The 13,980-nt window shown below is 60.4% G+C and carries 12 protein-coding genes; 2 read left to right on the top strand and 10 right to left on the bottom strand.

Annotated features, from left to right (window positions below; all coding sequences use genetic code 11):
- Position 1 precedes the first annotated feature (1 nt).
- The gene (locus BSY240_RS16585) at positions 2-1,411 is read left to right on the top strand and encodes an FAD-binding oxidoreductase (protein WP_069043029.1); all 1,410 of its coding nucleotides are present in this window, start codon (positions 2-4) and stop codon (positions 1,409-1,411) included.
- Positions 1,412-1,648: 237 nt separating this feature from the next.
- The gene (locus BSY240_RS16580; RefSeq protein ID WP_069043028.1) at positions 1,649-2,230 is read left to right on the top strand and encodes an NAD(P)H-dependent oxidoreductase; all 582 of its coding nucleotides are present in this window, start codon (positions 1,649-1,651) and stop codon (positions 2,228-2,230) included.
- A gap of 15 nt (positions 2,231-2,245) precedes the next feature.
- On the opposite strand, the gene BSY240_RS16575 is transcribed toward BSY240_RS16580, so the two are convergent.
- The 10 genes from BSY240_RS16575 to BSY240_RS16530 all read right to left on the bottom strand — a co-directional run bounded on the left by BSY240_RS16575 (position 2,246) and on the right by BSY240_RS16530 (position 13,910).
- Positions 2,246-2,635 (bottom strand): RidA family protein, encoded by a 390-nt coding sequence (locus BSY240_RS16575; RefSeq protein ID WP_069043027.1) that lies wholly within the window; start codon positions 2,633-2,635, stop codon positions 2,246-2,248.
- Positions 2,636-2,724: 89 nt separating this feature from the next.
- A complete protein-coding gene (locus BSY240_RS16570) occupies positions 2,725-3,816 on the bottom strand; it encodes an ABC transporter ATP-binding protein (RefSeq protein WP_069043026.1) in 1,092 nt (363 codons plus the stop codon).
- 11 nt (positions 3,817-3,827) lie between these two features.
- The gene (locus tag BSY240_RS16565) at positions 3,828-6,071 is read right to left on the bottom strand and encodes a glycoside hydrolase family 2 protein (protein WP_069043025.1); all 2,244 of its coding nucleotides are present in this window, start codon (positions 6,069-6,071) and stop codon (positions 3,828-3,830) included.
- A 9-nt stretch (positions 6,072-6,080) separates the two neighbouring features.
- Positions 6,081-6,902 (bottom strand): carbohydrate ABC transporter permease, encoded by an 822-nt coding sequence (locus BSY240_RS16560; RefSeq protein ID WP_082347585.1) that lies wholly within the window; start codon positions 6,900-6,902, stop codon positions 6,081-6,083.
- Positions 6,899-7,795, bottom strand: a complete 897-nt coding sequence (locus BSY240_RS16555; protein WP_069043024.1) for a carbohydrate ABC transporter permease — start codon at positions 7,793-7,795, stop codon at positions 6,899-6,901. The genes BSY240_RS16560 and BSY240_RS16555 overlap by 4 nt, the downstream gene beginning before the upstream one ends.
- A 131-nt stretch (positions 7,796-7,926) precedes the next feature.
- Complete coding sequence (locus BSY240_RS16550; protein ID WP_069044016.1) at positions 7,927-9,195, bottom strand: ABC transporter substrate-binding protein; 1,269 nt, start codon at positions 9,193-9,195, stop codon at positions 7,927-7,929.
- Between the two features lie 153 nt (positions 9,196-9,348).
- Positions 9,349-10,419 (bottom strand): LacI family DNA-binding transcriptional regulator, encoded by a 1,071-nt coding sequence (locus tag BSY240_RS16545; protein ID WP_054149585.1) that lies wholly within the window; start codon positions 10,417-10,419, stop codon positions 9,349-9,351.
- Positions 10,420-10,602: 183 nt separating this feature from the next.
- Positions 10,603-10,854, bottom strand: a complete 252-nt coding sequence (locus BSY240_RS16540) for an acyl carrier protein (RefSeq protein WP_054149523.1) — start codon at positions 10,852-10,854, stop codon at positions 10,603-10,605.
- Positions 10,855-10,860: 6 nt separating this feature from the next.
- The gene (locus tag BSY240_RS16535; protein ID WP_069043023.1) at positions 10,861-12,345 is read right to left on the bottom strand and encodes a hypothetical protein; all 1,485 of its coding nucleotides are present in this window, start codon (positions 12,343-12,345) and stop codon (positions 10,861-10,863) included.
- Positions 12,342-13,910, bottom strand: coding sequence for an AMP-binding protein (locus tag BSY240_RS16530; RefSeq protein ID WP_069043022.1), 1,569 nt, complete (start codon positions 13,908-13,910; stop codon positions 12,342-12,344). The genes BSY240_RS16535 and BSY240_RS16530 overlap by 4 nt, the downstream gene beginning before the upstream one ends.
- Positions 13,911-13,980: the final 70 nt, after the last annotated feature.

Raw genomic sequence — 13,980 nt, 5'->3', positions numbered from 1 at the left:
CATGGCCGACTACGCCAAAATCATCGAAGAGCTGGAAGGCATCGCCGTCGAGGACAATCCGGCGCTGGTCAAACAGAAGAGCCGCGATTTCTACTGGTATTCGCCGATCCTGAAGGAAGAACTCGACAATGTCGTCGGTGACCTCGTCGTCTCGCCGACGACGGAAGAAGAGGTCATCCGCACGCTGAAAGTGGCCTATGCCCACGGCGTGCCGGTCACGCCGCGCGGCGGCGGCACTGGCAATTATGGCCAGGCCATGCCGCTCTCGGGCGGCATCGTGTTGAACCTCATCAACATGAACAAGGTGAAGGAGATCCTGCCCGGTCGCGTCATCTGCGAGCCCGGCATCATCATCGCCGAACTCGACCGCCAGACCAAGGAACACTCCGGCCAGGAACTGCGCTTCCATCCCTCGACCAAGCAGACCGCGAGCGTCGCCGGCTTCATCGCTGGTGGCTCCGGCGGCGTCGGCTCGATCACCTGGGGCGGCTTGCGCGACCTCGGCAATATCCTGCGCCTGCGCGTCGTCACCATGGAAGCCGAGCCCCGCGTGCTCGAACTCTCCGCCTGGGATCTGCAGAAGGTCTCACATGCCTATGGCACGAACGGCATCATCACCGAAGTCGAGATGCCGCTGGCACCGGCTTATGACTGGATCGATGTGATCGTCGGCTATGGCGAGTTCATGGACGCGGTAAAATTCGCCGATGCGCTCTCCCACAAGAACGGCATTCTCCTGAAGGAAGTCGCCCCGATCGCAGCTCCCATTCCATTCGACTACTTCACCCGCCATAAGCCCTGGCTGAAGGAAGGCCAGTCAGTGGTCGTGCTGATGGTCGCGCCGCATTCGATGGAGCCTTTCCTCGCGCTCGTCGAGCGGATGAAGGGCGATGTGCGCTTCCGCTCCGACACGGTCGAAAGCATGAAGGGCATCCCGCATGCCTATGAGCTGACCTGGAACCATACGACGCTGCGGGCGCTGAAGCTCGATACCAACATCACCTATCTCCAGGTCCAGTATCCCGGCCCCGACCATGTCGAGAAGGTTCGGATCATGACCGAGCTCTTCCCCGACGAGGTCATCGGCCATCTAGAATTCATCAAGTTCGACGGCCAGATCCAGTGCGCCGGCCTGCCGCTGGTGCGCTACACCACCAAGGAGAGGTTGGAGGAGATCATCCGCATCCACGAGGAAAACGGCTGCCCTATCTTCAACCCGCACCGCTATACGCTCGAAGAAGGCGGCATGAAGCAGACCGACCAGGTCCAGCTCGCCTTCAAGAAGGAGACGGATCCGAAGGGCCTGCTCAACCCCGGCAAGATGATTGCCTGGGAGAACCCTGATTTCGATTTCTCCGCCGGCAAGAACTACCTGTTCCCGGGCCTGGAGGTGTTTTCCGAAGCCTCATAAGGCACATCAGATGCGTTGCGGCTTCCCGTTCCGGAGCCGCAACGGATAACCGCCGGAACGAACTTATTCCGAAGGTACTCCCGGCCGGATCAGTCCGGCCCATGCAACACCTGACATGGCATCCCCCATCCCTCGGCATCAGGCGGCGAAGGACAGGGATGCTGGGACAAACGGCGCGGAAGTTTTCAACTGGACCCCGACTGCGAAAGCGGCGGGCAACGACTTGGAGCTTTTGAAATGCGCGTACTCGTCCTTCACTCCCACCCCCTCGATGAAAGCTTCGGTCGAGCCCTTTATAAGCTCACCTGCGAGAGCCTGGAAAAGGCCGGCCACGAGGTCGACGGCTGCAATCTCTACGAAGAGGGTTTCGACCCTGTCCTTTCTGCCCATGACCGCCGCGTCTATCACGACATCCCGGACAACCTCTCGCTGGTACAACCCTATGTCGACCGCCTGAAAAGAGCCGAAGCACTTGTTATCGTGACGCCAGTCTGGAACTTCGGCTTCCCGGCTATGCTGAAGGGCTATTTCGATCGCGTCTGGCTGCCCGGCGTCTCCTTCGACCTGGTGGACGGCAAGCTCACCCCGACGCTCCGCCACATCAAAAAACTCGCCGCCGTCATGACCTATGGCGCCACCCCAATGCGCGCCTTCCTCGCCGGCAATCCACCGAAGAAGATCGTCAAGCGCGTCATCCGCGCCCAGATCAAGATCGGTGCCCCGGTGAAGTATCTTGCCCATTACGACATGAACAACTGCACGGAAGAAACCCGTGCCGCCTTCATGGCCAAGGTGCGCCGCGAGATGGAAAATTTCTGAGAGAAAGGCTGGCGGTCAGACCACCTTGGCCGCCGTCACCTCGACTTCGACCAGAAACTCCGGCCGCGTGAAGCCACCCACCACCAGCAGTGTCGAGACCGGTTTGGGGTCGAGCGTGTAGCGATCACGCACCGCCATATAGTCAGGAAAAGCTTCGCGTCTCGTCACAAAGCCGGAGATCCGGATCACATCCGCGAACGTCATCTCGGCCTCTTCCAGAATCGCTTTGATCGCCTCGAAACACAGCTCGGCCTGGCCGGTGACATCAGGTGGTATCGTGTCATCGGGGTGGATGCCGAGCTGGCCGGAGGTGACCAGAAGGCTCGCGCCCGGCGGCACGAGCAGACCGTGATTGTAATGCCCGAAGGGACGGCGGACGGAAGGGGGATTGAAGACCTTTTTCATGGGCTTGAGCCTAGCGCGGCGAGCACGTGTGCGAAAGGGAAAAGCGTGCCTCCACACGCCTTTTGGTCTTGTCGATCCGGGCCTTTCGTCTAGCGAATACGCCGCCCCGAGGCATCGAAGAGAAAGCTGGTCTTCGCCGAAAGCCCGACCGTGATTTCATCGCCCAGCCGGCCTCCGTGACGGCGCTCTTCCTGCTCGATGATGATCTGCTCGCCAGGCATTGTGTGCGTATAGACATAGCTGGTATTGCCGAGATGCTCGACCACATCGACATGCGCCGTCAGCTGCGTATCGCCGCTGCCATCAGGCAGGAAATGCTCGGGGCGCACCCCGATGGTCACGGCATCACCGACCTTTGGCGGGGTCGCGCAGGCAACCGTCAGCTGCGTATCCGGTCGCGCCTTGAGCGCCACCGTCACCTGTCCACCCTCCGCTTGGCCGATCACCACCGCCGGCAAAAAGTTCATCCGGGGCGAACCGATGAAACCGGCGACGAACATGTTGTCGGGATCGTCATAGAGCACAAGCGGCGCTCCGACCTGCTCGACAATGCCGCCACGCATGACGACGATCTTGTCGGCCAGCGTCATCGCCTCGACCTGGTCATGCGTGACATAGACGATCGTGGCGTTGAGCTCCTTGTGCAGCCGGGCGATCTCGACGCGCATATGCACGCGCAGCTCCGCATCGAGGTTGGAGAGCGGCTCATCGAACAGGAAAACGTCAGGCTGACGCACGATGGCGCGACCGATGGCGACGCGCTGGCGCTGACCACCGGACAGAGCCTTGGGCTTGCGATCCATCAGCGCGTCGAGTTCCAGGATCTTCGCCGCCGCATTGACGCGGCGCTCGATCTCGTCCTTCGCCATACCGGCAAAGCGGAGCGCAAAGCCCATGTTCTCGCGCACGGTCATGTGCGGATAAAGCGCATAGGTCTGGAACACCATGGCAATGCCACGCTTCGATGGATCGACATCGTTCATCACGCTGCCGCCGATCGTCAGCTCCCCGGAGGAGATATCCTCAAGCCCCGCGATCATTCTGAGCAGCGTGGACTTGCCGCAGCCGGAAGGGCCGACGAAGACGACAAACTCCCCCGAACGCACCTCGAGGTTTACCCCCTTGATGACCTCGAGCGAGCCATAGGACTTGCGGATATCGGTGAGCCGGACCTCTGCCATTTAAGCCTCGCTCAGGTGACGTTGAAGGTGATGCGCTTGGTCCCGAAGGGACAGCAAGTCGCAGATAGCGTCAAGTGACCGGCTTCGTTTCCGGCTTCGACATAGACGCCCACCGCGCCACCCTTGAAGGACAGAAGCGAGGGGCCGATAATACGGCCCGGGCCCTCAAGCGAGACCTCGACCGGATCGTCGAAGAAGCCCAAGACATTGCCGCCCTGATCGAGCGCACGCAGGATGACGCGAACCGTGTCCTTCTCGCCAGACCTGAGCTCTGTGTCATCGGCCGCGATGTCGAGCGCCGTCGGCAGCGGATCGGCCGGCAGATGGCGGCGAACCACTTCCTCGCCGTTGACAAAGCCGACGAGTTCGCCATCCCGCCAGGTCATTCCCCATTCGCCAAACTCTTCCGGCGTCACCATGCTGTGGTCGAGAATGCAGGGCGGATGCGGCAGATGCGGATAGGTCTTGGTATCGGGTTCGATCCGCTTGACGATATGCCCCATGCGGATTTCGACATAGTCGCAATTGGTGAGCACGATCAGCGGCAACACGCCGCCGATATTGCGCTCGCCGCGTGCCCAGAAGCTGACCGGCTGAAGCACGATCCCATCCTTTGGATCGCCCTGCGAGGCATAGGCGTAACCGGCGAATTTCGGCTCGCGATACATGTCGGTGACGCCGTGATAGCAGATGCGGTCGCCCGAGCCGAAATCCTTGTGGGTGTTGTAGTCGAACATGCACCAGCCGGTGGAGCCTGAGATCGAGGGGTCGCCTGCGGCCGCATTCAGGATCGCCAGGTGACGACCGACATGCTCCGCCTGCCGCTGCTCCTGATCGAAGCGCTTGGTCGGATACATGTGACCGCCATATTCGGTGATCATGTAGGGCACCTTGCGGTCGAGCCCCGTGACCTCGCGCTGGTCACGCAGCACCAGGCGCTCCCGGTTGTGCCCCGGCATTTCCTCCATGCCGAGAATGAAGTCGTTCATTGTGTAGACGTCTTCGAGCAGCTCGCTCTCGGTGATGTAGCGCACGCCGCCTGTCTGGCGGGTGGTATCGAGCGAACGCGCCATGGCATTCGTCTCGACATAGAAGTCATGGGCATCCTGGCTTTCGTTGATGCGCACGCCCCAGATGATAACAGAGGGATGGTTCCAGTCGCGCTCGATCATCCGGCGCACGTTCTGAACGCTCTCCGCCTTCCAGGCCTCGCCGCCGATATGCTGCCAGCCGGGGATCTCTTCGAAGACGAGCAGACCGATCTCGTCGCAGCGGTCGAGGAAGTATTTAGACTGCGGGTAGTGGGAGGTCCGGGCGATGTTGCAAGCGAGGTCGTATTTCAGGATGTCGGCATCCTTCTCCTGACCGCGCCGGCCCATGGCATAGCCGAGATGCGGCCAGGCCTGATGGCGGTTGAGGCCCCGCAGCTTGACCACACGGCCATTCAACTTGAAGCCCTCGATCGTGTATTCGGCAGAACGGAAGCCGAAACGGCTCGTCGTCTCATCGGTACCGGCAGCGGTCTCCAGCATAACGGTCAGACGGTAGAGCGCCGGATTGTCGATATCCCAGAGCGTGATGCCCTGAAGTCCGGAAAAGCCGAGCGAGACCTCTGCGCCTGATACGGTCGCCTCGGTCCGCGCGATCTCCTGACCTGCACCATCTTTCAGAACAGCCGTGACCTTGCCCGAAAGCGCCTGATCGGTTGGATTGGAAATCCAGACCTTCGCCGTCACCTGCTTGGCTTCGGCCAGAACATCCGGCGTCTCGATCTTGACGTTCTTGATCGAAACCGGCGCGGTAATCTTGAGCCAGACGTCGCGATAGATGCCGGCATAGGTGAGATAGTCGATCACGCCGCCGAAGGGCGGGATCTCGGGGTTTTCCGAGCCGTCGATCTTCACTGTCAGCAGATTGTTACCAGCCTTCAGATGCGGCGTGAGCCGGGCCTCGAACGGCGTGTAGCCATCCTTGTGGGCAGTGATCTCAATACCATTCAGATAGACCACGCTATCAGCCATGGCCCCGTCGAAAACCAGCGAGACTTCGCGGCCCTCAAAACGCGGATCCCAGGCGATCACCTTCTGGTATGTAAAAGCCTTCTGATAGCTCTTCTCGTCGAAGTAATTGTAGGGCAGCTCGACCGCCGTATGGGGAAGCTGGACGTTTTCGCCCGACTGGCGGGCCGAGGCGAAGGCGAGTTCGAAGCCGGCCAGGAAGGTCCAGTCCCGGTTGAAGTTCTCGATAATGCGCATTTCAAAGTCCTATTTCACGGAGCCGAGCATGCCCTGCACGAATTGGCGTTGCATGGCGAAGAAAACGAGAAGAGTGGGAAGGGTGGCGAGGATCGTGCCGATCATCACGGTGCCGTATTCGGGCGAATAGGCAGAAGCGAGCGAGGACACGACAAGCGTGATCGTCTTGGTATCGTTCGACTGCAGCACGATCAGCGGCCAGAGATAATTGTTCCAGTTCAGCATGAAAACGATGACGAAGGCCGCCGCATAGGTGGAGCGCATCACCGGCACATAGATGTAGAAGAAGATCTGCCACTCCTTCAGCCCGTCGACCTTGGCCGCATCGCGAAGCTCGGTCGGGAAGGCCTTCGAGGCCTGGCGGAAATAGAAGATGATGAAGGCAGACGCGATCATCGGCAGCATGATGGCGATATGGGTATTCAGAAGCCCCGCCTGCCCCATCAGCATGAAGAGCGGGATCATCAGAGCCGCGAACGGCACCATCAGCGTCAGCAGGATCACGGTATAGACGCGCTCGCGGAGCTTCGAGCGGAACATCTCGAAACCATAGCCGGCAAGCGAAGAGACGAGCAGCGTGAGCGCCGTTCCCACAAGCGCGATCTTCACCGAATTCCAGAACACCAGCGGCACATCCACCTGCGCGAAGAAGGACGCGATGTTGTCGAAGAGCGCCGTGCCGAAGGTAACCTTCCCGCGGATGATCTGGCTTGTCGTATTGGTCGCGCCGATCACCATCCAGATGAACGGAAAGATCGAGAGGAAGGCGGCAAGCGACAGCACGGCATACTGCACGATATCAGGCAGGCGGCGGCGAAGCGTTGTCATCATCGACGTTCCCTCGCGGCATAGAATTGCAGGAAGGAGAGAACCGCCACCATCAGCACGATGACATAGGAGACGGTTGCCGCATAACCGAAGCTCGGCATGAAGCGGAAGGTCAGATTGTAGATGTAGAGTGACAAGGTCAGCGTCGAATTCGCCGGCCCGCCCGTGCCTTCGGTGAAGTTATAGACCTCGTCGAAGAGCTGTAGCGTGCCAATCGTCGAGGTGATCGTGGTGAACAGGATCACCGGCTTCAACATCGGAATGGTCAGGAAGGCGAAACGCCCCCAGGACGGCACGCCGTCGATCTTCGCCGCCTCATAGAGCGAGCGATCGATATTCTGCAGCGCCGCCAGATAGAAAATCATGTTGTAGCCGGTCCAGCGCCAGGTAATGGCGATGATGATCAGCACCTTGGCCCAGAAGGGATCGGTCAGCCAGCCGATCGGCTCGCCGATGATGCCGATCGTAAGCAGCGTGTTGTTCACCACGCCGTCGAGCGAAAACATGCTCTTGAACAGGATGGAATAGGCCACCAGCGAGGCAACACAGGGCAGGAAGATCATCGTCCGGAAGAGGCCGGAAAAGCGCAGTTTCGGATTGTTCAGCATGGCCGCCAGGATCAGTGCCATGGTGATCATGATCGGCACCTGAATGATGAAGAAAATGACGGTGTTTTGCAGCGCCTGCCAGAAGACGGGATCGTTCCAGAGACGCACGAGGTTACCCGTGCCTGAGAACTTCAGCATCATTCCGCGTCCCGAATACAGGGAGAGAACGAGCGAGCGGGCAATCGGATAGAGCATGAAGAGCGAGATCAGCGCGATGGCGGGCGCCACGAACAGCCATCCGTTGACGTCGTAATAGCGCTTCAAACTGGATCTGGATGTGGTCGCCATGCGGTTATCCCCGAACCCGATCAGTGGTCACTGAACCATGTTATGCAAAGGGAAGGCGCGCGGCGTTGCCGCCGCACGTCTCCGGGAGGACAGGGGCGTAATCCTTGGGAAGACGCCCCTGTGGGATGGGTTTACTGGATCTGAGTGGCAGCCTGATCTTCGATCGCCTTCAAGACCTCATCCACCGGTGTGCCCTTCAAGAGCGCCGGGAAATTGGCCGTGACAGCCGTATCGAGCTCGTTGGTGAAAATGCCGTAGTTGACGGCAGGTACCTGCACGAGCCAATCGGCAAAGTTCTGCCAGACCGTCTGGCCGCCGAAGAACTCGTCGGGCTTTTGATAGGCTTCACCGGTGCGGGCAGCAAGCAGCGAGCCCACGGCGCCACGTTCGGTCAGGATCTTCTGGTAGAAATCGAGGTCCTTGGCATAGATCTCATTGAGGAAGTCGATCGCCTCATCCTTCTCGGCGGAGGCTTCCAGCACATACCAGCTCGAACCGCCAAGGTTCGACGCAGCCGTCGCACCCTCGATGTTGAGTTTCGGAATGGCGGTCAGCGCCCACTTGCCGGCCTGGTCGGCCTGCGACTTGACGGTGCCGGTAATCCAGACGCCCATCAGAACCGAGGCCACATCGCCCGAAGTCAGAGCGCTGATGCCGTCATTCCAGCCGCTGGTTGGCTTGGCAACGCCTTCGTTGACGATGCGGGCCTGGGTTTCGAGTGCGGCCTTCAGCGCAGCATTGCCGGTGATGTTGAGGCTGCCGTCCTCGTTGAAATACCACTGGCCGCCAGACTGCATCATGATGCGGATCAGGCCGCCGTCATTCGAGTCGAGCGCCATCATCTCATGGCCGGTCTTGGCCTTCACGTCCTTGCCGATCTCGATGAAGCGGTCCCAGGTCAGGTTCTCCATATCGGAGGCCTTGTAGCCGGCCTGCTCAAGATAATCAGTGCGATAGTAAAGGCCGGTCACGCCGGAATCGAAGGGAACGCCATAGACCTGGCCTTCGAGCGTCATCAGGTCGACCTTGTATTTGGCAAAGCCGGAATAGTCGATCTTGTCAGTCAGCGCGGCAAAGGAGCCGGGGAAGGACTGCAGATATTTCTGCGCGCCATAATCTTCAATCAGCACGATATCCGGCAGCGTGTCAGTCATGCCGGAGGCCAGACCCGTCTGCAGCTTCTGCTCGACATCGGCCTTGGCGAAGTCGACGATGTTGAAGGTCGTGTCAGGGTTCTTGGCGGTATAGCGCGCCGCCGCTTCCTTCATGATGGCGACGTTGAAGTTCGGGTCCCAGCACCAGATGGTGACTTCACCGGCAAAGGCGGCGGTGCTGCAGAGAAGTGCGGCGCCAGCAACGGTGGCCGAAATCGAGCGCTTGAAGGCGCGAGAATAGTCCATGTCTTCCTCCCACTGTATCGTTGAACGCGGCAGCTCCATCCCCTGCCTCGCGGTGACTATTCCTCAAAATCGGAAGACAGCCAAGAAAATTTTTACTAAATATTTTGTGCGCTGCGGTAAGTCACGAGGATCTCACAACCTTTCCACGAAGACTTAAGTGCGCACAGGCTTTCTCGCACTGCCGCGCCAGACCATTTCGGTCGGCAGGGTAACATGCTTGGAATAGTCGCGCCCGTTCAGCCGCTCGACAAGCAGGTCGACAGCCACTTCGCCGATCAGCTCGCCGGGAATGCGCATGGTCGACAGCGGCGGGTTAAGAAATTGCGCAACAGGAATGTCGTTGAAGGCCACCACCGCGACATCATCAGGTATGGACATCCCGGCCTCCTGGATGGCCCTGTAGGTACCGATCGCCATATTGTCGTTCGCCGCAACGATGGCATCGGGGGGCGTATCGAGTGCGAGCAGCGATTTCGCCTGCTGGTAACCGGTCTCCAGCCGGAGGTTCTGTCCGAAGCGCTCGCTCTGGCCAAGCGCCATGAGCTCGGGCTGGTAGCTCCCGCGCGCCTCGTGCCATTCGATGAAGGCCTTGCAGCGCTGCTCCCCATGCATCAGCGCATCATTGTCCATCAGCTCGTAGCCGCCGACAAAGCCGATTCGGCGATATCCCGCCTGTTCCAGACTGTCGAGGATAGTTGTCGTCGCCTCGCCCAGATCAGCGCGAACGCAGTCGAATTGCGGCATGCGCGGATTGTAGTCGGCCATGATCAGATGCGGACAGACCTTGGCCATCGCCTCGATCTCTGCCTTGGGATGATGCCCGACCACGATCGCTGCGGAGATACCCGTCAACAGCGCAAGATCGACGGGCACATCGGGATTGAACACCCGTGCGATCTCGATCTTGTACTCGCGGCAGCGGGCCTCGATGCCGAGCCGCACACCGACATAATAGGGATCGACCAGCTCCTCCTGCGGCGCCAGGAAGTGAACGATGGCGACATGCGCCGACACGTCCGCATGGCTGGCCATCGGAATATTGAGCGGAGGAAGATGGGCGCTCTTGCGCGCGCGTGGCGTCGCATAGTTCAGCGCTTCGGCCGTTTCGATGATCGCCTGCCGCTTGGCCTCGGAGACCGACAGCGTCTGGTCGTAGTTCAAGACACGGGAGACGGTCCCCGACGAAACGCCGACGGCCTTCGCGATTTCCTTGATCGTCACCACGGCGGCCTGTCCCTCCTCCACCTGTTTCCCAAGGAAACCAGTAAACCTCAGGAAAATATTTACTAGGCCACTGCGGAGATCGATACAAGCACTTCCTTGAAGACGGAACGGACCTATGCAGAGCGCCGTCCTGACGCAACACGACGACGTGGATTGCCGGGAAATCTGATCCGCCGTGAAGCCTTATCCTTGCGTCTCGCTGACAAAGGCTTCGATCTCGGCGAGACTGTCGAGACGGGTCACGTCGAAATCGGCAGCAGCCAGATCGATCCCGAAAGTCTCCTCGAGCAGCATCATCAAATGCGTGGCCGCGAGCGAATCCAGCCGTCCGCTGAAGAAGAGCGAATCCGTATCCAGAAGCGGCTGCCTGTCGCCGCGCTCTTCGAGCAGTCCCTGAACACGAGCACGGATGGATGCAATCTTGTCGACGGTCATGGCAGGTCAAACTCCAAACAGGCCAAACAGAAAGTGGAAGCGATCCGACAGCTGGCCTTCGAGCCACACACTGTCGAAGATTTTCAGAAAGCAGAAGAACAGCGCCACATTGATCCGGGGCAGAACATCGTGACGCCAGAAGCCATCCGCCGACGAGGTCTTGCGGCCCCAGATCTGCGAGATGATCAGGCCCGCCGAGAGCAGACCGACATAAAAGGCCAGCGTTGCAAAACGATCGAGTTCGTCGAACGGCGTCCCATCTGCGAAGACATGGGAGACGAAGATCAGATGGTAGAGGAAATTGCCGAACCCGGCCGCACAGAAGGTCGCGAACGCGATCCGCAGGCGTGGCGATGTCTTGAACCAGCGCATGAAGGCCGGATAGAAGAAGAAATCGACCAGAACCTCTTTGAAGTAATAGTAGTAGCGGTTCCAGAACTCGGCGATCGAGCGGGATGCCAGCGGGTTCACGGTGTTGCGCGGAATATTGTAACCCATCATCCGCGCCACGGCGACAATCGCATGGCCCCAGGCCGCAATGATCAGCAGATCCACACCGTAGTTGACGATCAAACCTGCCCATTGCAGGCCAAGGGGCATGGCCGCAGTATCCTGCGGATTGAGGATCATGAAGCCGAGTTTCGGCACACCCAGCATCTCATGAAACAGTGTCGTGGCCGCAAGCGCAGTCCAGCTGAGAATGGCCGTCCAGACGGCGAGTTTCAGTGCCTTCAGACGCGTCACCGCCAGGGCGTCGTCATCCTTTGCTTCGAAGCGCTTGAGGAAGGACAGGCCCTTGCCGAACGGCGCGACGTCACCGCCCCAGACCGGACGCATGTAGAGCGCCCGCACACCGTCCGGTGCTGCAGCCTTGGCCTTCAGGTCGACAGCCGCATAGGCGAGAAACCAGAAGCAGGATGCCCAGACAGCGAGGAAAGCCCAGAGCATGGCATGCCCGTAGTCCCCCGGTGGCACGAAGGCGGCAACAGCAAGCACCGCGAGGAAGCCGACAAGCTGCACCAACACAGGACGGCGGGACCAGATGCCGCTGCTCATGCGCTGGCCTGCGATCATGAGCTGCGCAAAACCGAGGAAAAGGACGACACCGAACACCTGGAGGGCGAGCGGAGGCACGGACACGCCGTTCCCGACCGCCGCAGCCAAGTCGACGACAAGCGTGTTCATGTCAGCGGTTCGGAAGGGCCGGAGCAACAGGAAGACCAGGCTCGACGTGATCAGAATGGTGAGCCGGCGCTCTGGCCAGCGCGCGGCAGCAAGAAGGGTCAATCCGATCAGTGCAAGTGCCGACAGACTGATCTGCAGGCTCACGGCAAGAGCCGCGAGGAAAAGCCCGTGTATCAGAAGCAGCCCGCGGATGGTCCCGGCAAAGTTGCGCGCCGCTGGATTGGCGTCGATCGTCAACCAGGCACGCCGCCACTGCATGAGGCGGCTGAGCGGGCGAAGCGGCTCTTGCTCGAAAACGATGCTCAAGACGCGCCCCCTTCGAGGAAGTCACGCAATGCGCGCCGATCCACCTTGCCGTTGATGTTGACGGGTAGCGTATCCTGGAGATGAATGGCTTCCGGAACCATGTAGCGCGGCAGCGACCGCAACATCTTCGCCTGGATCGATGCAGCCGTTTCATCACTGCCGGCGACGAATCCGACCAGCCCGGTGGCAGCGCCATCGACATGGGGCCAGGCCACCACCGCAACGACCGTGCTGTCCGCCGCCAGCCGCAGATGCGCCTCGACCTCTTCCAGCTCGATCCGGTTACCCTTGACCTTGACCTGGTTATCCGTCCGGCCAAGATGGTGGTAGATGCCCTCGGCATCGCACAGGCCGAGGTCCCCCGTCAGGTACCAGCGCTCACCATTCATGTCGCGGAAACGGTCCGCCGTCTGTTCCGGCGACGCAAAATAACCAATACCGACTTGCGGCCCGCCCAGCGCGATTTCTCCCGGCATACCCGGGGCCACCGGCTGCAGGTCAGGACCGAGGATGGCGATCTTGCCGTCGCTGAAGGGGGTTCCAATCGCCACCACCCCGCGCCCTGGCGTCAGCGGCATCTCGGCACCCACGCTTTGCCTGAGCATGACGACGGTGCATTCCGTTGGCCCATAGATATTCTCGACGGCGCTGTTTGGCGCGGCAACCTTCCAGGCCTCGACCGTCATGCCCGGCAGCGGCTCACCGCAAAAGACCGACAGGCGAATCGTCTCGAACAGTCCGGGCTTCAGTGAACCCGCCGTACGCATCATGTTGACGATCGTCGGCACCGACATCCAGGCCGTGATGCCATGGCTGCGAATGAAATGCTGCGGTGCCGATAGCTCAAGCGCCGACATCACATGCAGTGCGGCGCCCGATTCCAGTGTCAGGAACAGATTGTGGACACTGAGGTCGAAGGTAAGGTCATGCGCTTCGGCGACCCGGTCTTCTTTCCCAAGCGTCGTCCATGGGCGCGCCTGCACCAGATAGGACGCAAGAGAAGCGGCCGAGATCACCACGCCCTTGGGAAGCCCGGTCGTGCCGGAGGTGAAGATGATATAGGCCTCATGATCCGGCCCCACTATCGCGGGTTCGCCAAGCGGCGGGTCAGTCAGGGCGTCGAGCGGCGTGATCGCGGCATCCGCCGTTGCCGGCATATCGGCCTGCTCCGGTCCGATGATGATGGCGGGCGCGGCAGCCAGGACCTCCGGCGTCAGAAGGCCGATCCCATTGCGATCGACGATCAGCGCATCGAGCTCGAGCAGCCCCAGCAGCGTGACCAGCCGCTCCGGCGGCCATTTCTGGTTAAGCGGCACATAGGTCGCACCCGCCATGCAGGCGCCGAGTATGCCGACATAACCCTCGAGGCTTCGGGTGGCGAAAATCCCGACGCGCCGTTGCTTCAAACGCGGCGCCAGATGGCCGGCGAGGCGCGCAACCTTTTGCGCGAGGGCCTCATAGGTAAACTCGCGCCGCGCAACGACCAGGGCAGTCGCACCGGGATGAGCATGCGCGCCTTGCCAGAAGGGTGCGGCGATGTTGAAGTTTTCATGCGTTGTTTGCACTGGAACACCGTTCAAGATTAAGCCCGTGTCACTGACGTTTGTTGTTCTGCCGGCGTTGATCGTTACCCGT

Origin of the sequence: Agrobacterium sp. RAC06, assembly GCF_001713475.1 — a bacterium.
In the GTDB taxonomy this organism is placed as follows: domain Bacteria; phylum Pseudomonadota; class Alphaproteobacteria; order Rhizobiales; family Rhizobiaceae; genus Allorhizobium.
Note: the sequence above shows the minus strand (reverse complement) of the source record. Positions and strands in the feature narration are given on the sequence as shown.